The 18,786-nt window shown below is 68.0% G+C and carries 13 protein-coding genes; 10 read left to right on the top strand and 3 right to left on the bottom strand.

Annotated features, from left to right (window positions below; translation table 11 throughout):
- Positions 1-128 precede the first annotated feature (128 nt).
- A complete protein-coding gene (locus VZC37_RS14310; protein ID WP_330433252.1) occupies positions 129-554 on the top strand; it encodes a DoxX family protein in 426 nt (141 codons plus the stop codon).
- Positions 555-755: 201 nt separating this feature from the next.
- Here the strand turns inward: VZC37_RS14310 and VZC37_RS14305 are convergent, their stop codons facing one another.
- Entirely contained in the window at positions 756-4,625 is a 3,870-nt protein-coding gene (locus VZC37_RS14305; protein ID WP_330433251.1) for a Pls/PosA family non-ribosomal peptide synthetase, read from the bottom strand.
- A 264-nt stretch (positions 4,626-4,889) separates the two neighbouring features.
- On the opposite strand from VZC37_RS14305, the gene VZC37_RS14300 reads away from it, so the two are divergent.
- The 4 genes from VZC37_RS14300 to VZC37_RS14285 all read left to right on the top strand — a co-directional run bounded on the left by VZC37_RS14300 (position 4,890) and on the right by VZC37_RS14285 (position 7,090).
- Complete coding sequence (locus VZC37_RS14300) at positions 4,890-5,864, top strand: alpha/beta hydrolase (protein ID WP_330433250.1); 975 nt, start codon at positions 4,890-4,892, stop codon at positions 5,862-5,864.
- A gap of 10 nt (positions 5,865-5,874) precedes the next feature.
- Entirely contained in the window at positions 5,875-6,270 is a 396-nt protein-coding gene (locus tag VZC37_RS14295; protein WP_330433249.1) for a YidH family protein, read from the top strand.
- 16 nt (positions 6,271-6,286) lie between these two features.
- Entirely contained in the window at positions 6,287-6,529 is a 243-nt protein-coding gene (locus VZC37_RS14290; RefSeq protein WP_330433248.1) for a hypothetical protein, read from the top strand.
- A gap of 150 nt (positions 6,530-6,679) precedes the next feature.
- Positions 6,680-7,090, top strand: coding sequence for a TIGR03668 family PPOX class F420-dependent oxidoreductase (locus VZC37_RS14285; protein WP_330433247.1), 411 nt, complete (start codon positions 6,680-6,682; stop codon positions 7,088-7,090).
- A gap of 93 nt (positions 7,091-7,183) precedes the next feature.
- Here the strand turns inward: VZC37_RS14285 and VZC37_RS14280 are convergent, their stop codons facing one another.
- Positions 7,184-9,088, bottom strand: coding sequence for an ABC transporter ATP-binding protein (locus VZC37_RS14280; RefSeq protein ID WP_330433246.1), 1,905 nt, complete (start codon positions 9,086-9,088; stop codon positions 7,184-7,186).
- Between the two features lie 141 nt (positions 9,089-9,229).
- Here VZC37_RS14280 and fgd point away from each other — a divergent pair, with 141 nt between their 5' ends.
- The 5 genes from fgd (at position 9,230) to VZC37_RS14255 (ending at position 16,066) form a co-directional block, all read left to right on the top strand.
- Positions 9,230-10,246 carry a glucose-6-phosphate dehydrogenase (coenzyme-F420) gene (fgd, locus tag VZC37_RS14275; RefSeq protein WP_330433245.1) on the top strand — a complete coding sequence of 339 codons (1,017 nt, stop codon included), beginning with the start codon at positions 9,230-9,232 and terminating at the stop codon, positions 10,244-10,246.
- Between the two features lie 165 nt (positions 10,247-10,411).
- Positions 10,412-10,960: a TetR/AcrR family transcriptional regulator gene (locus VZC37_RS14270; RefSeq protein WP_330433244.1), complete on the top strand. Its 549-nt coding sequence runs from the start codon at positions 10,412-10,414 to the stop codon at positions 10,958-10,960.
- 81 nt (positions 10,961-11,041) lie between these two features.
- Entirely contained in the window at positions 11,042-12,655 is a 1,614-nt protein-coding gene (locus VZC37_RS14265; protein WP_330433243.1) for an FAD-binding oxidoreductase, read from the top strand.
- Between the two features lie 91 nt (positions 12,656-12,746).
- Complete coding sequence (gene pta, locus VZC37_RS14260) at positions 12,747-14,867, top strand: phosphate acetyltransferase (protein WP_330433242.1); 2,121 nt, start codon at positions 12,747-12,749, stop codon at positions 14,865-14,867.
- Positions 14,864-16,066: an acetate kinase gene (locus VZC37_RS14255; RefSeq protein WP_330433241.1), complete on the top strand. Its 1,203-nt coding sequence runs from the start codon at positions 14,864-14,866 to the stop codon at positions 16,064-16,066. The genes pta and VZC37_RS14255 overlap by 4 nt, the downstream gene beginning before the upstream one ends.
- A gap of 187 nt (positions 16,067-16,253) precedes the next feature.
- Here VZC37_RS14255 and VZC37_RS14250 read toward each other — a convergent pair whose 3' ends face one another.
- A complete protein-coding gene (locus VZC37_RS14250; protein WP_330433240.1) occupies positions 16,254-18,785 on the bottom strand; it encodes a serine/threonine-protein kinase in 2,532 nt (843 codons plus the stop codon).
- Position 18,786: the final 1 nt, after the last annotated feature.

Below are 18,786 nucleotides of genomic sequence, written 5' to 3'. Positions count from 1 at the left end.
CCTGCCGGGTTCTCCGGGTACTCGGCGGCGAGCAATGTGAGAAGCTGTGTGATGAACCGGACCGTGGTCCGGTTATAGTTCGGTCCAGTTGTAGTTCGGTCGGGTTGGCAGAGACGGAAGAGGGAGAAATGTTCGGCATACGCAGCGTGACGTTCTTCGTGGCACGACTGATCCTCGGCATCATCTTCATCATGCACGGGTGGCAGAAGTTGCACACCAACGGAATCGACCAGACCGAGCAGGGTTTCGACGCCATGGGCATCCCGTGGCCGAACCTGGCGGCGCAATACGCCACCTGGGTGGAGTTCGTCGGCGGCATCCTGTTGATCCTCGGGCTCTTCTTGCCGATCGTGGCGATCTTGCTGATCGCCGACATGATCGGCGCGATCTATTACGCGCACTGGGATGCCGGCTTCTGGAACGCCGACGGCGGCTACGAGTTCAATCTCGCGTTGATCGCCGGCCTGCTCGCCGTCGGCTTCGCGCAGGCGGGTGCGGCGGCCGCGGACAACTACGTGTTCCGACGCAGGCGTCGAGGGGCCGTGGTCGACTGATCGCGACTCCACCGTTCGTCGAGTAATTCCGCGCCGGGTCTACTCCCGCTGACCGAGTAGACCGAGCCGCTAGGCGAGGTCGTATCGAGGTCTCCGGAGCGGGATCTCGATACGTTCCTCGCCTAGCGGCTCGTAACTACTCGATCAGCGAAGGGGGCCCTCACGCGCTCCGCGGCGGGATTGATCAGCAAAGGGGCGTCCTCACGCACCCCACGGCGCGATCGGGTTCCCCTGCCAGCGGGTGTGGGCGGGCACGACATCGCCGCGCATGACCAGCGATGCCGGTCCGACGGTGCTCGATTCCCCGAGACCGGACGCGGGCAGGGCCACGCAATGTGGTCCCAAAGTCGAGCCCGCTTCCAGCGTCACCCGGTCGATCGCCATGACGCGGTCGTGGAAGAGGTGTGTCTGGACGACGCATCCGCGTTGCACGGTGGCGCCGTCGCCCAGCGTCACGAGGTCGGCCTCGGGTAGCCAGTAGGTCTCGCACCAGACGCCCCGGCCGATGCGGGCGCCGAGCATCCGCAACCACAGGTTGAGGATCGGTGTTCCGGTGGCGGCGTTGGCGAACCACGGTGCGGCGACGGTCTCGACGAAGGCGTCGGACAGTTCGTTGCGCCACACGAACGAGCTCCACAGCGGATGCTCCGACACCCGGATCCGGCCGACGACGATCCACTTCGCCGCGGCCGCGACACAGCATGCGACGGCGCCGGCCACCAACAGCAGCACGCCACTGAGCGCGGCGGCGACCCACCAGTGCACGTGCTGGGCGACGTACTGCAGTCCGAGCAGCATGAACAGGCCGAGGCCGAACGACACCATCACCGGAATGATCCGCAACGTCTCGACGATGGCCCGCGCCACCTTCAGCTGCGTCGGGGGATCGAAGGTGCGTGCCGTGTCGGTCTCGGCGGCGGTGCGACGCAACCGGACCGGCGGGCTGCCCAGCCAGCTCGACCCCGACTTCGCACGATCCGGGGTCGCCGACAACACCGCGACCAGACTGTTCTTCGGAACCTTTCGCCCAGGGCCCGTCATCCCGGAGTTGCCCAGGAACGACCGCTTGCCCACCTTCGCCTCGTCGATGTGCATCCACCCGCCGCCGAGTTCGTAGGAGGCGACCATGGTGTCGTCGGCGAGGAAGGCGCCGTCGCCCACGGTGGTGAACTTCGGCAGCACCAGGGCGGTGGAGATCTCCGTGCCGGCGCCGATCTTGGCGCCGAGGAGTCGGAACCACCACGGCGTCAGCAGGCTCGCGTAGAGCGGGAACAGGTAGGTTCGCGCCGAGTCGAGGAGGCGTTCGGTCATCCACACCTGCCAGCCGACGCGAGAGCGCACCGGGTGGTAGCCCTTCGTCAGGCCGATCGACAGCAGCCGCACCAGGATCGCCGTGAGGAGTGCGAACACGAGCAGGCTGGCGATCGTCGCGGCCGGCAGCAGGGCCAGGCTACGCAGGGCGACGCTGCGCAATCGGTCGGCATGGATCGCCCACGAACCCATCACCGCGAGACCGGCCGCGAGCGCGACGAGTGGGATGGCGGCCAGCGCCAACGACGACAGGCCGAAGATCGGCACCCACAGCGGACCGCGGGGCGGACGGTGATCCGGCCACGGATGCGACGCCTTGCCGACCTTCACCGCCGGTGAACCCGCCCAGTGCTGCCGCGCCTTGACCCGTCCGCGCACCGCCGAACCGGCCGCGACCTCAGCCTCGCGGCCGACCACCGCGCCGGGCAGCAGCGTGGACCGTGCCCCGACCGACGCCCCGCGCTTGATCTCGATCTCGCCGATGTGCACGACGTCGCCGTCGATCCACCAGCCCGAGATGTCCACCTCGGGTTCCACGGACGCGCCGTCGCCGATCGTGAGGAATCCGGTCACCGGCGGAATGGTGTGCAGATCGACCCCGCGGCCGACCGACGCCCCGAGTGCCCGCGCCAGGTAGATCATCCAGGGCGCGCCGGACAGGTTGGCGGCGCCGCTCGCATCGAGCAGCCGCTCGGCGACCCAGAGTCGAACGTGCACGTTTCCGCCGCGCGGATGAGTGCCGGCGGTGACGCCAGCCAGGAGCATCCGTGCGCCGGCGGCCGCGATCACCATGCGGCCGGGTGGGGTGATGAACAGCAGGAACGCGACGAGCAGCACCCACCAGTTCACGTGCACGAGCCACGGCACATCGCGGCCGGCGCGATCGACGACCTCCACGGCGACGTTGTTCACCACGCCGAGCCAGGTCGCCCATTGCAGTCCGGTCAGCGTGGTCAGTGGCACCGTCAGCAGCAGCTGGGCGATCCCGGTGCTCCGCGGGGTAGGCGCGACGTCGCGGGTCTGCACCACCGTCGTCGGGGTTCGCTCATCGAGTAGTTCGGCGAGCGAACCGAGGCGCGGATGGTCGTACAGGTCGGCGACGGTGATGTCGGGATGGCGCTCGCGCAGGGCGGTGACCAGCTGTGCGGCGGCGAGCGATCCGCCACCTTCGGCGAAGAAGTCGGCCCGCGCACTGTCGACGGTGACGCCGAGGACATCGGTCCAGCGTTGCGCCATCCACGCCTCGGTCTCCGTGAGGTCGTCGGCGTCACCGTCTTTTTTTGCCGAATCCACGCTCCCCGGGAGCGGCCAGGGCAGGGCGTCGCGGTCCACCTTGCCCGATGTCCGGGTCGGCAGTTCCTCGACCAGGGCGAGGCGGGGCACCATCGGCGCGGGAAGTTGTTCGGTGAGTTGTCGGTGCGCGGCGGCGACGTCGAAGTCCGGATGGGGCGACACCAGATAGCCGACCAGGAGGCTGTTGCCCGCCGCGGACTTGCGGACCGCGGCGGCCGCGCCACTGACACCGGGAAGCTGCTGCAGTGCATTATCGATCTCGCCGAGTTCGATGCGCCGTCCGCCGACCTTGACCTGGTCGTCGGCGCGTCCCTGGAACAGCAGGCCGGCCGGATCGAGCCGCACCAGGTCGCCGCTGCGATACGCGCGTTCCCAGCCGAGGGTGGGCATCGGGGCGTACTTCTCGGCGTCCTTGGCCGGGTCGAGGTAGCGCGCCAAGCCGACACCGCCGATGACGAGCTCGCCGACCTCGCCCTCGGCCACCGGCTGACCATCTGCGCCGACGACGGCGAGATCCCAACCCGGCAACGGCAACCCGATCCGAACCGGGCCGACGCCGTCGAGCGGCGCGGCGCACGCGACCACCGTCGCCTCGGTGGGCCCATAGGTGTTCCACACCTCCCGACCGTCGACGGCCAGTCGTTCGGCCAGCTCCGGTGGGCATGCCTCGCCGCCGAAGATCAACAGCCGCACCGCCTCCAAGGCTTCCGGCGGCCACAGGGAGGCAAGTGTGGGCACGGTCGACACGACGGTGATGTCCCGCTGCACGAGCCATGGTCCGAGGTCCATGCCGCTGCGGACGAGCGATCGGGGCGCGGGCACCAGGCAGGCGCCGTGCCGCCACGCCAGCCACATCTCCTCACAGGAGGCGTCGAACGCGACCGACAATCCGGCCAGCACCCGGTCGTCGGGCCCGAGCGGGTCGTCGAGCAAGAACATCCGCGCCTCGGCGTCGACGAACGCGGCGGCGTTGCGATGGGTGACCGCCACTCCCTTGGGCGTGCCCGTGGAGCCGGACGTGAAGATGATCCACGCGTCGTCGTCGACGGTCGGTCTTCCGGCGGGGCCGGGTTCGCGGCCGGGCGTCACATGGACTCCGTCGGCGTCGACGACGGCGTCCACGCCGGCCTCCCCGAACACCAACTCGGCGCGTTCGTCCGGGTCGTCGGCGTCGACGGGCACATAGGCCGCACCCGCGTACAGGGTGGACAGGATCGCCACATACAGCTCGCGACTACCCGACGGCATCCGGATGCCGACACGCCCGCCCCGGCCGATGCCGTGGTCGCCGAGGAACTCCGCCCCACGCCGCACCAACGCCAGCAACTCGGTGTAGGTGAGGGTCAGGTCACCGTCGTCGATCGCGGGCGAGTGGGGATGCGTGCGAGCCGTCTCATCGAGAACGTCGCACAGCGTGCGCGGTGCGCTGGCCTGCGTCGACAACAGGAATTGGGTCGGAATGACCACGTGTCACCACCATCGTTTCGGCACGGAGCGGCAAATATAGCGGACGGGTCCCAAGAGTGTCTGTGACGTAGGTGAACACCTCGTGGCGTGCATCCGCGTGCGCACCGTCGGCGTGGTCGTGCGGGAAACCCGGAGCGAAACCGAGAACGTCGCGCCCGACCCGTGTAGTTTTCGCACTGACGTATCTCAGCATGCGATCGCCGATCAGGCTGTGCAGGCCCTCGGCTCGTGTGCCGCCGATCGCCGGACGACGAGGATTGAGCAATGTCGATCGTGCACCACCGGACACCGAGTCTTCTGTCCTATCCCATGTGGGTCGGTAGCCGCACCATGCTGCGGCCCACCTTGTCGCTGTGGCCGCTGAACACACCCGGCATGGCCGGGCTGTTCCTGATCGACCGGGTCCTCGCCGTCGGGCCGAAGCCGGCCGGTGTGGTCCGTGAACGGATGACCCTCGCCGGACGTCCGGTCGAGCTCATCATGCCTGTCGGCCCATCGCGCCGCGATTCGGAGACGGCCGTCCTCTACCTGCACGGCGGGGCGTTTGTGGTGTGCGGTCTCGGGTCCCACCGGTCGATCGCGAGCCGGCTGTCACGGGCGTGCGAGCTGCCGGTGTTCTCGCTGGAGTATCGGCAGTTGCCGTCCGCGGGGGTGGGGACCTCGGTTGCCGATGCGGTGGCCGCCTATCGGGAGCTGGTCGGCGAGCGCGGGTACCGCCGGGTCATCGTTGCGGGCGATTCCGCGGGCGGGTTCCTGGCAGGCAAGGTCGTCGAGGCCGCCCGCGACGAGGGACTGCCGCCACCGGCCGCGCTGGTCGGCATATCGCCGCTGTTGGATCTCGACGTCGGTACCAATCCGGATCGGTCGAGCCGGTCGGACGCGTACATCCCACAGAGCAAGATGGCCGAACTCGCCGCGCTGTTCGGTCGAGGGCCGGTCGTGTTCAACGGCGTCCGACGGATCGCCGACGTCGTCGACGCGGAGTTCCCGCCGACGGTCATCGTCGCAGCGGAGGGCGAGATGCTCGAGGCGGACGTGATCGACCTCGTGGAGCGGCTGACCGACGCCGGTGTCGACGCGGTCGCACACAGCTACGCTTGGCAGGTGCACGCATTCCCGGTGCTCACCACACGACACCCGGAGAGTCTGCACGCCATCGACGCGATCGCCTCGTTCGTCGGCGACGCCATCCGAAAGGCCAAGAACGCTGAGGACCGGAAGGACCAACGGGCCGGCTGAGCCCGATGCGGTGACATCTGACGCCGGGACATCTGACGCGGGCACCGCTGGTGCCGCGGCGACCCCGGCGACGGTGCCCGGGGCCGTCGACGCCCGGTTCACCCTCGCGGCCGAGCGAACCGTACTCGCCTGGGTTCGCACGTCACTCGGGTTCATGGCGGCCGGCGTGGCGATCGTCTACGTCGCCGCCGACATCGAGCACCCGATCCTGGAGACCGCTCTCGGACTGATGATGGTGGCGCTGGGCTGTGTCATCGCGCTGCTCGGCGCCTGGCGGTGGCGCAAGACGATGCGCGCGCTCCGCGAGGGCGGCGAGATGCCGGGGCCCTCGCACGTCACGTTTCTGGTCATTGGGATAGTGATCGCGGCTGTCGCGATCGCGGTGGTCATGGTGGTCCAGACCTGAGATTGAGAGCTTTTCGATGATCAACAACGACTTCGCCCGTGGAGCCCAGAACGTGTCCCGGGGGATGACGATCGCCGGCTCGCTGATCCTGATGGTCTGCGTCGGGGTTCTCACGGTGGGCTGGTGGCGCGACGGCCGGTGGTTCTGGGTAGCGATCGGAATCGCCGTCGTCGTGGTGAACATTGTGCTGGTGGTGCTGCAGTTCCGTCGGCGCACGCCGCCGGCTCCGAAGCCCGAGTCCGACGACCCCACCGAATGACGTGACCCCGCACTCCGATCCCGCCGACAGAACCCCGAATCGCGTCGACAGAACCCCGAATCGCGCCGACAGAACCCCGAATCGCGCCGACAGAACCCAGAATCACGCCGACAGAACCCGGATTTGCGCCGACAGAACCCGATCTGTGCGATGACTGCGCCGCGTGACCGGTTTGCCTCCGCCGATGTCGCGCGGCTGGCCACGGTCGGCGCAGACGGAGTCCCGCACCTGGTTCCAGTGGTGTTCACGGTCGCCGACGACACGATCTACATGTGCGTCGATCACAAGCCCAAGCGCACCCGACGGCTCCGACGGCTCGCCAACATCGCCGCCAACCCTGCGGTTTGCCTACTCGTCGACCACTACGCCGAGGACTGGACCACGTTGTGGTGGGTACGGGTCGACGGCCATGCGGAGGTCGTCGACCCGTACTCCGAGGTCGGGACCGAGGCCATCGACCTCCTGGCCACCAAGTACGACCAGTACCGCGCGAACCGTCCGGACGGACCCGTCATCGTCGTGCGAGAGTTGCGCTGGAGCTCGTGGTCCGCATCGTCGTGAGGATTCTGTCGGCGCGAATCCGGGTTCTGTCGGCGAGTTTCGGGGTTCCGTCGGCGGGATTAGGGGTTCTGTCGGCGGACGGGCGAGTGGGCGTCAGGCTGTCATTTCCTGGCAGGCGAGCTCCTGGCGTGCCTCGTCGGCGAACTGCGTGCGATACAGCTCGGCATAGCGGCCGTTGCGGGCCAACAGGGTGGCGTGGTCGCCGCGTTCGATGATGCGGCCCTGCTCGAGGACCGCGATCTCGTCGGCCGCCCGGATCGTGGAGAGCCGGTGCGCGATGACGATCGAAGTCCGGCCCTCCAGTGCCTCCGACAACGCTTCCTGCACAGCGGCTTCCGACGTCGAGTCCAGGTGCGCGGTCGCCTCGTCGAGGATCACCAACGACGGCTGCGCCAGCAGGATGCGTGCGATGGTCAGGCGCTGGCGCTCACCGCCGGAGAGCCGGTATCCGCGCTCACCGACGACGGTGTCGAGCCCATCGGGCAGTGATGCCACCAACTCGTCGAGACGGGCGCGACGCAACGCGTCCCAGATCTGTTCTTCGCTCACGGTCGGGTCGGCGAGCGCCAGATTGGCCCGCACGGTGTCGTGGAACAGGTGTCCGTCCTGCGTGACCAGACCGACCGCTCGATGCACCGACGCGCTCTGCAGGTCGCGGACATCGACCCCGTTGAGCGACACCGACCCCGAGTCGACGTCGTAGAGGCGGGTCGCGAGGTTCGCGATCGTCGACTTGCCGGCTCCCGACGACCCGACGAGCGCCGTCATGCTTCCCGCCGGCACCTCCAGGTCGATGTTGTGCAGCACCGTCGAGCCGCCGCGATTGTCCAGCTGCGCAACTTCTTCCAGTGACGCGAGGGAGACCTTGTCGGCCGACGGGTAGGCGAACGACACGTCGTCGAATCGGACCGACACCGGTCCCCGCGGAACCGGCCGCGCGTCGGGCTTGTCGGCGATCAGCGGTTCGAGGTCGAGGACCTCGAACACCCGCTCGAAACTAACCAGCGCGCTCATGATCTCCACCCGGGCGTTGGCCAGGGCGGTCAGCGGCGCGTACATCCGGGTCAGCAGCAACGCCAGCGAGACCACCGCACCCGCCGAGAGGTGTCCGGCGACCGCGAGTCCGCCGCCCAGCCCGTACACCAGGGCCAGCGCGAGCGCGGACACCAGCGTCAACGCCGTCATGAAGTGCGCCTGCAGCATCGCCCGACGAACCCCGATGTCGCGCACCCGATCCGCGCGGTCGGAGAATTCTGCCGATTCATGGTCGGGACGTCCGAAGAGCTTGACCAGCGTCGCGCCGGGCGCCGAGAACCGCTCGGTCATCTGCGTGGACATCCGCGCGTTGTACTCGGCCGCTTCACGCGACAGCGCAGCCATCCGTTTGCCCATCCGCCGTGCAGGGACGACGAACACCGGCAACAGCACGAGCGCGAGCAAGGTGATCTGCCAGCTGATCGCCAGCATCACACCGAGGGTCAGCAGCAGGGTGACCGCATTCGAGACCACTCCCGACAACGTGTCGCTGAAAGCGCGCTGCGCGCCGATCACGTCGTTGTTGAGCCGGCTGACGAGCGCGCCGGTGCGGGTGCGCGTGAAGAACGCGACCGGCATCTTCTGGACGTGATCGAACACCGCGCGACGCAGGTCGAGGATCAGCCCCTCGCCGATGTTGGAGGAGAACCATCGGGTCGCGACGCCCGCCGCCGCCTCGACGACGGCGATGAGCGCGATCAGCAGGGCCAGGCCGGCGATCGCATCACTGGCACCGCCTTCGGTTATCAGGTTGACCACCCGCCCTGCCAACAGGGGCGTGACCACGGTCAACAACGCCGTGAGCACGGACAGCACGAGGAAGATCGCGATCCGACGACGATGCGGACGCGCGAAACCGCCGATCCGCCGCAATGTCGCACGGCGCTCACCCTTGAGCGCCCGCGCCTGCGGCGCATTCATCGACTTGTACATCGTGTCCCAGCCGACCGATTCCATACTCATGCCGACCACAGTAGAACTTCAAGTCCACTTGAGGTCCACTGCCTGAGGTCCGCTGGCGGATGAACGCGCCGACGACCGGCTGAGTACGTTGGAGTCAGAGTGTTCGTCCGGCCGCGGCCGACAAAGGAACGAGGTAGCAGCGTGGCAGCAGAACTCAAACTCGGACTCAAGGCGTCGGCGGAGCAGTTCGATCCGCGCGAGCTGGTGGAGATCGCCGTGGCGGCCGAAGAGCACGGTCTGGACTCGGTGACGGTCAGCGACCACTTCCAGCCGTGGCGCCACAACGGCGGACATGCGCCGTTCTCGTTGGCATGGATGGCCGCGGTGGGCGAACGCACCGAGCGCGTGATGATCGGCACCTCGGTGATGACGCCGACCTTCCGCTACAACCCCGCCGTGATCGCGCAGGCGTTCGCGTCCATGGGCTGTATGTATCCGGGCCGGGTCATGCTCGGCGTGGGCACCGGCGAGGCGCTCAACGAGTACGCGACCGGCTTCCAGGGGGAGTGGCCGGAGTTCAAGGAACGCTTTGCCCGGTTGCGTGAATCGATCCGGTTGATGCGTGAGCTGTGGACCGGCGAGGAAGTGAACTTCGACGGCGAGTACTACAAGACCCAGGGCGCCTACATGTACGACGTCCCCGAGCAGCCCATCCCGGTCTATGTCGCCGCAGGCGGCCCGGTGGTCGCGCGGTATGCGGGGCGCGCCGGGGACGGGTTCATCTGCACCTCGGGCAAGGGCGCCGAGCTCTACCAGGAGAAGCTGATCCCGGCCGTCAAAGAAGGTGCGGAGAAGGCCGAGCGTGACTTCGAGGCCATCGACCGGATGATCGAGATCAAGATCTCCTACGACCCGGACCCGGATCTGGCGCTCGAGAACACCCGGTTCTGGGCCCCGCTGTCGCTGACCGCCGAGCAGAAGCACAGCGTGAACAGCTCGACCGAGATGGAGCGTCTCGCCGACGAGCTGCCGATCGAGCAGGTGGCCAAGCGGTGGATCGTCGCCTCCGATCCCGACGAGGCGGTCGAGAAGGTGAAGTTCTACACCGACGCCGGGCTCAACCACCTGGTGTTCCATGCACCCGGCCACGACCAGCGCCGCTTCCTGGACAACTTCGAGAAAGACCTCGCGCCGCGGCTGCGCAAGCTGGCGGTGTAGTACTCAGTCCCGTTGTAGGGGGGCCTTCGATGACCGCGAGCATCACCGCTCGCGATCGTCGACTGGATAATCCAGTTCGGCCCGCTCAGCGGTGATCCGTACGGTCACCATCGACCGGCCCGGCAACCGGTCCGGTCGATGGTGTGCGTCCGATACTTTGTTCCCATGGATCGCGAGCGCATGGTGGACGTCGGGGTGGCGTTGGTGTCGCGGTTCGGCGCCAAGGGCCTCAGCCTGACCTCGGTCGCACGCCAGGCCGGCGTCGCGCGTGCCACCGCATATCGCATGTTCGGCGGCAAGGACGCGCTCATCGCGGCCATCGTCGAACGCGAGGTGGTCGCCTTGCGGGTCAAGCTCCGCGAATGGGCCGAGAGCGAATCCGACGCCGCCGCCAAGGTGCGCGTCCAAGTGCTCAATGTCCTGCCGTACATCCGCGAACACGAAGCGCTGCAGTACATCCTGCGCAACGAACCTGAAGAGGTCGTGCGGGCGTTGGTTGCCACCAAGGGTGCGTCGGGGCCGACGCTGATCCACCAGATCGTCGACCAGACGCTGCCCGACCTCGATCCCGACATCGCCGAGCAGCTACGCCCCGATCCACGGGGAGCCGCCGAGTTCCTGGTACGCACCATCTACTCACTGATGCTGATCCCCGACAGTGCTCTCTCCGACGACGACGTCGCCGATCTGGTGGTCCGCGCCATCGTGAAATGATCCCCGTCGCCACCGGCGTGTGATCGAGCCGCATCGTGACAGTTACGCTGAATGTGTAACGCTCACGAGGAGGTGGGGTCGATGGCCGACGAGACGACCGAGCACGACGACGAGACCGCATTGCCCGTCGTCCGGATGCGACGGCCACGATGGGGTGACCCCGGCTCCCCGGCGGAACTACCGGCTGCTGCTGCGGCGCTGGTCGGCGCGGGCGTCGGCGACGCCGGCGTCGCCGACCCGGACGAGGTCGCGCTCCCCGCGCCGGCGGTCCCCGACGCGGCGCGCGCCGCACTGACCGACCTGCTCGGTTCCGGTCACGTCACCGACGACCACCGTGAACGCATCGACCACACCCGCGGCTACTCGACCCCCGACATCCTGGCCCTGCGGCGCGGCGACGGATCGGACGCGCCCGACCTCGTCGTCACCCCCGGTTCTCACGACGACGTGCTGGGGATACTCACGATCTGCGCCGAGCACCGCGTGGCGGTGGTGCCGTTCACCGGTGGGACATCGGTGGTCGGCGGCCTCGCTCCGCAGCGCGACGGTTTCGCCGGCGTGGTGTCGGTGGACATGGGCCGCCTCGACCGGCTGGTCGCCGTCGACGAGATCTCCCGGACCGCGACACTGCAGGCCGGACTGCGCGGGGTGCGCGCCGAAGAACTGTTGCGCGCCAAGGGGTACACCCTCGGACACTTTCCGCAGTCCTACGAAGGTGCGGGCATCGGCGGCTACGCGGCGACCCGCTCGGCCGGGCAGTCGTCGGCAGGATACGGACGGTTCGACGAGATGGTCGAGCACATCGTCCTCGCCACGCCGCGCGGCACCGTCGAGGTCGGCACAGCCCCCCGGTCGGCGGCCGGGCCGGATCTGCGTCAGCTGCTTCTGGGCTCCGAGGGGGTGTTCGGGATCATCACCGAGGTGACCGTCCGCATCCGGCCCGCTCCCACGCACCGCATCTTCGAGGGCTGGCGGTTCGACGACTTCGACTCCGGCGCGGCAGCCCTGCGCAGCCTGGCACAGGACGGGCCGATGCCCACGGTAATCCGACTGTCCGACGAGGTGGAGACCTCGATCAACCTCGCCGACCCGGGCGAACTCGGGGTCGACGCGGGCGGATGTCTCGTCATCGTCGGCTACGAAGGCCGCGACGACGAGGTGGAACGACGACGGGCCGCCGTCACCGACGCGCTGCATGCCGCCGGCGGCGTGTCCGCCGGGACGGAGCCGGGGGAGGCCTGGCGGACGGGCCGGTTCCGGGCGCCCTATCTGCGTGATCCGCTCCTCGACGCCGGTGTGCTGGTCGAGACCCTCGAGACCGTGACATTCTGGTCGCGGTTGGATGACGTGAAGGCCGCCGTCACCGCCGCCCTGACCGACACCCTCGCCGAGCAGGGCACCCCGCCGTTGGTGATGTGCCACATCAGTCACGTGTACGCCTCGGGTGCATCCCTCTACTTCACCGTCGTGTGCCCGCAGGCCGACGACCCGATCGCACAGTGGTCGGCCGCGAAATCCGCCGCCAACGCCGCGATCCGCCGGGCGGGAGCGAGTATCACCCATCACCACGGGGTCGGCCGCGATCACCGGGACGGGTACCACGACGAGATCGGGGACCTCGCGCTCGACGCCTTGCGGGCGGTCAAGAACACCTTCGATCCCGACGGTGTGTGCAATCCGGGCGTCCTGATCTGAGGGTCGGGGACGACGCTGCGTGCCCGCCGGCACGGTGAACGGGGCGTGAATCAGCCCGCTGTCGCCGCCCGATCGCCGATAGGGTGAACCCATGGGTGCAGACACCGTCACGTCGCGCAGCATCTACCTGGCCTCCGCCGAGGGGGACACCGGCAAGTCGACCATCGCCCTCGGGCTGCTGTCACTGCTGTCCGCTCGGGGGGGCCGCGTCGGCGTCTTCCGGCCCATCTCGCGGGCCACGTCCGGTGAGCGCGACTACATCCTCGATCTCCTCATGGACCGCGACTCCATCGATCTGCCCTACGAGGAGCGCATCGGCGTCACCTACGACCAGGTCCACGCCGATCCGGAGGCGGCCATCGGCGACATCGTCGCCCGATTCCATGCCGTCGAGGCCCGCTGCGACACTGTCCTGATCGTCGGCTCCGACTACACCGACGTCGGGAATCCGTCCGAACTGAGCTACAACGCCCGCATCGCGGCGAACCTGTCCGCGCCGATCATCCTGGCGATCAAGGCGTCCGAGCGCAGCGCGGTCGACATGGCCGGCATCGCCGAGTTGCTGCTGACGGAGATCGCGGCCGCTCACGCCACCACCGCGGCGATCATCGTCAACCGTTGTGCGCCCGAACTTCTCACGGTCACCCGGCAGGAGGTCGAGAAAGTCGGGGTGCCGACCTGGTGCCTGCCGGAGGAGCCGGTGCTGTTCGCGCCCACCATGGCCGAACTCAAGGATGCGCTCGGTGCGAACATGTACAGCGGCGACGAGGTGCTGCTCGACCGGGAAGCCCTCAACGTGATGGCCGGCGGCATGACCGTCGAGCACATCCTGGAGCGACTCACCGACGGCACCGTCGTCATCACGCCCGCCGACCGCTCCGACGTCCTCCTCGCGCTCGTCAATGCCAATACCGCACAAGGGTTTCCGCGTCTGTCCGGGATCATCCTCAACGGTGGTCTGCGGCCGCACCCGATGATCGAGGCGCTCGTGAAGGGTCTCAAGCCCACCTTGCCGATCATCTCCTGCGGCCAGGGAACATACGAGACGGCCCGCACGGCCGCACACACCCGTGGCCGATTGGGTCGTGACTCCGCACGGAAGATAGACGCGGCACTCGGGCTGATGGAGCGCCACATCGATCCGGAGGCCGTCCTCAAGGTGCTCGATGTGCGGGCGCCGTCGGTGGTCACCCCGCAGATGTTCGAGTACGGGCTGATCGCGCGGGCACGGTCGGAGCCACAGCATGTGGTGCTCCCCGAGGGCGACGAGGATCGCATCCTCCGTGCGGCCGGCCAACTCCTCCGTCGGGGCGTCGCGCGCCTCACGCTGCTCGGTCCGCAGGACAAGATCTACACGCGTGCACAGGAACTCGGTGTCGAGCTCGATGACGTCGATGTCATCGACCCGGCTTCGTCGGAACTGCTCGACGACTTCGCGGCCCAGTACACCGAGCTCCGCAAGCATCGCGGAATGGACATCGAACGTGCCGCCGAGCTGATGCACGACGTGTCGTACTTCGGAACCATGATGGTGCACACCGGAATTGCCGACGGCATGGTGTCCGGTGCGGTGCACACCACCGCCCACACGATCCGCCCGGCGTTCGAGATCATCAAGACCAAGCCCGGGGTCAGCACGGTGTCGAGCGTCTTCTTCATGTGCCTGGCCGACAAGGTGCTGGCCTACGGCGACTGCGCAGTAGTGCCCGATCCGTCCGACGAACAGCTCGCCGACATCGCGATATCGTCGGCGCAGACGGCGTCGCAGTTCGGCATCGATCCACGCGTCGCGATGCTGTCGTACTCGACCGGCCAGTCGGGCTCCGGTGCCGACGTCGACAAGGTCAGAGTGGCAACGGATCTCGTTCGCGAACGCGAGCCCGAACTCCTGGTGGAGGGCCCGATTCAATACGACGCCGCCGTCGAACCCAGCGTCGCGGCCACCAAGATGCCGGACTCGCCCGTGGCCGGGCAGGCCACGGTTCTCGTCTTCCCCGACCTGAACACCGGCAACAACACGTACAAGGCGGTGCAGCGCAGCGCCAATGCGGTGGCCATCGGCCCGGTGTTGCAGGGGCTCAACAAGCCGATCAATGATCTGTCCCGCGGTGCGCTGGTCTCCGACATCGTGAACACCGTCGCCATCACCGCCATCCAGGCCCAGGCCGAGGCGGCGGCGACGAATCAGACGGCAGCGAAGGCCGACGCGTGAGCGCGGGCGCCGCCGGGGCCGTCCTCGTCCTCAACGCGGGGTCGTCGTCGCTGAAATACCAGCTGCTGCACCCGGACACACACGAGGTGCTCGCCGACGGGATCGCTGAACGGATCGGCGAGGCCGGCTCGTCCATCACGCACGAGCAGGACGGTGAGTCCGAGACCGACGTCGTTGAACTGCCCGACCATCATGCGGCCATCGAACGCGCGATGCGGTTCTTCGCCGACCACGGCACGGACCTGCGTAGCGCCGATCTCCGTGCCGTCGGGCACCGGGTGGTGCACGGCGGGCGGACGTTCTATCGGCCGACCGTGATCGACGCGGAGGTGATCTCCGAGATCACGCGGATCTCCAGCCTTGCCCCGCTGCACAACCCGGCCAACCTGATCGGCATCGAGGCGGCCCGGTCGCTGCTACCGGACGTGCCGTCGGTCGCCGTGTTCGACACCGCCTTCTTCCACGGGCTTCCCGACGCGGCCGCCACCTATGCCATCGACCGCGGGGTCGCGAGTATGCATGCGATCCGACGTTACGGATTCCACGGGACCAGCCACGATTACGTCTCGGGTCAGGTCGCCGAGTTCCTCGGCCGGCCCACCGAGGAGATCAACCAGATCGTCCTGCACCTGGGTAACGGGGCATCCGCATCCGCGATCGCCGGTGGCCGACCGATCGACACATCCATGGGCATGACCCCGCTCGAGGGGCTGGTGATGGGCACCCGCAGTGGCGATCTCGATCCCGGACTCGTACTGCACCTCAATCGCGTCGCGAAGCTGCGGGTCGACCAGATCGACACGCTGCTCAACAAGCAGTCCGGTCTGAAAGGTCTGTGCGGCGAGAACGATTTCCGGACGATCACCCAGAAGATGGACGACGGGGACGACGCCGCGCGTGGTGCCTACGCCGTCTATATCCACCGGCTGCGCCACTATATCGGGGCGTACATGATCGCGCTGGGGCGGGTTGATGCGATCACGTTCACCGCCGGGGTCGGGGAGAATGCGACCAGTGTCCGCGCCGACGCGCTCGCTGGCCTGGAGCGCTACGGCATCGTCGTCGATCCGGATCGAAATGCTCTGCGCAGCAAAGAACCCCGCCGTATCTCCGCGGATGACAGCGACGTCGCGGTGCTGGTGGCGCCGACCAACGAGGAACTCGCCATCGCACGGCAGGCTGCCGCAATCGCTCCCTGAGGAGCGAGCTTGCGAGCGTCCCTTTCCGGTCCCTGAGGAGCGGGCTTGCGAGCGTCCCCTTTCCGTTCCCTGAGGAGCGAGCTTGCGAGCGTCTCGAAGGGCCCTTCGTGACACTCGGCTAGCGCCTCGTTCCTCAGGGGGCGGTGTTTGGCTGGCGCCTCGTTCCTCAGGGAGCGGCGAGTCGCAGTCAGAAGATCGTATCGGGCCGAACGTAATTCGCGAGGTCGACGAGCATGAAGCGGTGATCACGATTGGACCGGGTCTGCCGGGCCAGGGCGCGTAGGCAGCGCTCGGTGCCGGCGCGTAGTCCCTGCTCGGTGAACGGGTAGCCGAGGAGCGTCGTCGGCTGCAGCGACGGATCGGTGTCCGGATTCTCGTGCACCCAACCGAGAGCCGTGCCCAGCACGATGAGCAGCAGCCGTTGTTTGCGCGGCTCGCCCTCGGGCATCATGCCGACCCGGCGCGCCGCCTCGACGACCTGATCGCGGGTGACGTCGGCGATAGGTCGGCCGTGGACGAGGGCGAGTACGGCGGTCGCGCGCGCGGTGTTGAAGTGCCGGCTGGTCGGCGGCACCTCGTCGAGCGGGTCGATCGCCGCCGACACGTCGCCGGCCGCCACCGCCAGCCGGGCCAGTCCGAATGCGGCGGTGACGATGCCGTGATCGGTGAGCCACAGGTCGTGATAGTGGTGGGCCGCAACATCGAACAGCTCCGCGATGCGCTTTCCGTGACTGTCCGATGGCGGCGACTCGTCCGACAGCCAGCGGCCGATGAGCTCGGCGGTGCCGGCCACGGCCAGTTTCGGCGCGACCTCACCGGGCATCGCCTGCAGCACATCGCTGAAGCGTTCGTATGCCAGTTCCGGTTCGTCGTTCATCAGGGCGCAGATCGCCAGATACCACTGCACCCGCCACGAGTCGCCGTGATGGGCCGAGACGTCACGCAGCAATGCCAGGGCCGTGTCGACGTCGTCGAGCTCGAGGTGGGCACGCACCTCGGCCAGGTCGATCTCCAGCGACGGGTGCTTGCGTTTGCCGGCCCTCCCCAACAACGACGAGAAGCCGTCGGCGCGCGCCGCATGAATCGAGTCGAGGGTCTGCCGCGGATCGGAGAACGCGGCAGAAGTCAACATTCCCGCCGCCGGATCGGCCGGATTCACCAGCGGCAGGGGGAGGGCGCGGGCGATGTCGACCGGGTCGTAGAACGCCGCCTGCTCGGGATCGAAGAAGCCGTCGACCGGCGCCAGCATCAGGTCGGTCCCGAATGTCGACCGCTGCGGGGTGAACACCGTCGACAGCGACGGCCGCGGCACTCCGGTGTGCACCGCGACGATCTCGCGGAGCACATTCAGCACCTGCGTGGTCATCTCGTCCGTGGTGGCGAAACGATCGTCCGGGTTCCGCGCCGTAGCACGTTGCAGCAGAAGGTAGTACGACGGGTTGTCGCGAAAAACGGGGGTGTCTTCCGGACTCGGCAGGCCGTCGAGATACCGGCCGTTGCGCTTCGGCATGTCGACGGTCAGGGCTGCGAGGGTCCGGCCGATGCTGTAGATGTCGGTGACCACCTGCGGGCCCGTCTTCACGATCTCCGGCGCCTGGAACCCGGGCGTGCCGTACAGGTGGCCGTACCCGTTGATCGCCGACACCGCACCGAGGTCGATCAACTTCACCTCGTCACTACCCACCATGATGTTCTCGGGTTTGACGTCGTTGTAGACCAGGCCGACGGAGTGCAGGTAGCCGACCGCGGGGAGCACCTCGAGCATGTATGCCATGGCGTGCTCGACCGGCAGCAGGCCCGTGCCACCCTCGTCCTCCGAAGTGATCTGTTTGAGGGTCTGGCCGCCGATGTACTCCATGACGATGTAGCCGAAACGGTCGTCGTACTCGTTGGCATGCTCGACGAAGTTGTAGATCTTGACGATGCCGGGATGATTCACCGACGCCAGGAACTGCCGCTCGGCGACCGCGACGGCCTGGGCCTCGGAGTCCGACGAGTTCAGCAGACCCTTGAGGACGACCGGCCGGTCGGAGACATTGCGGTCGATTGCGAGATAGATCCACCCCAGCCCGCCGTGGGCGATGGCACCGGTGATCTCGTACTGGTCGGCGACCACCGTGCCCTGCGCGAGTCCGGGGACGAAGGAGTAGTGCGCCCCGCAGTGCGGACACTCGCCGGTGAGATCGCCCTCACCCGGTCCGGAGCTGCGCCCCACCGCTTTTCCGCACTTCCAACAGCTGCGCTTGCCTTCGGCGATGACCGGTTCGCTCAGGACCGCGTCCGCCGGTTCGATGTCGATGATCTTCGGCAGCTCGACCAGTCCGCTGCCCAGCCGGCGATCGTGCACCATCGATCGGTTGCGGGGGACGAGGCGGCGTCCGGAACCGAGTGCGGAGATGACATCGGTCGGGATCGTAGACCCGGCGCGGTTCGCGACGCGATCGGTGGGTTCGTCCCCCTCGTACGCGTCGTCGTCATCCGCCGCAGGGCCCGGTGTGTACTGCGTACCGACATCGAGGTCGGCCAGATCCGCCTTCTGCGTACCGATGTCGAGATCGTCGGCCGATGCGGCCTGTGTTCCGACGTCGAGTTCGTCTGCGGACACCGCCTGCGTACCCACGTCCAGGTCGTCGGCCGATGCGGCCTGCGTACCCACGTCGACGCCGCCGGTGTCCGGTGCGGACTCCGGTGCGTCGGTGCGCTGTTCGTGCTCGCTCATC

This window comes from Gordonia sesuvii (assembly GCF_036350415.1).
Lineage (GTDB): Bacteria > Actinomycetota > Actinomycetes > Mycobacteriales > Mycobacteriaceae > Gordonia > Gordonia sesuvii.
Note: the sequence above shows the minus strand (reverse complement) of the source record. Positions and strands in the feature narration are given on the sequence as shown.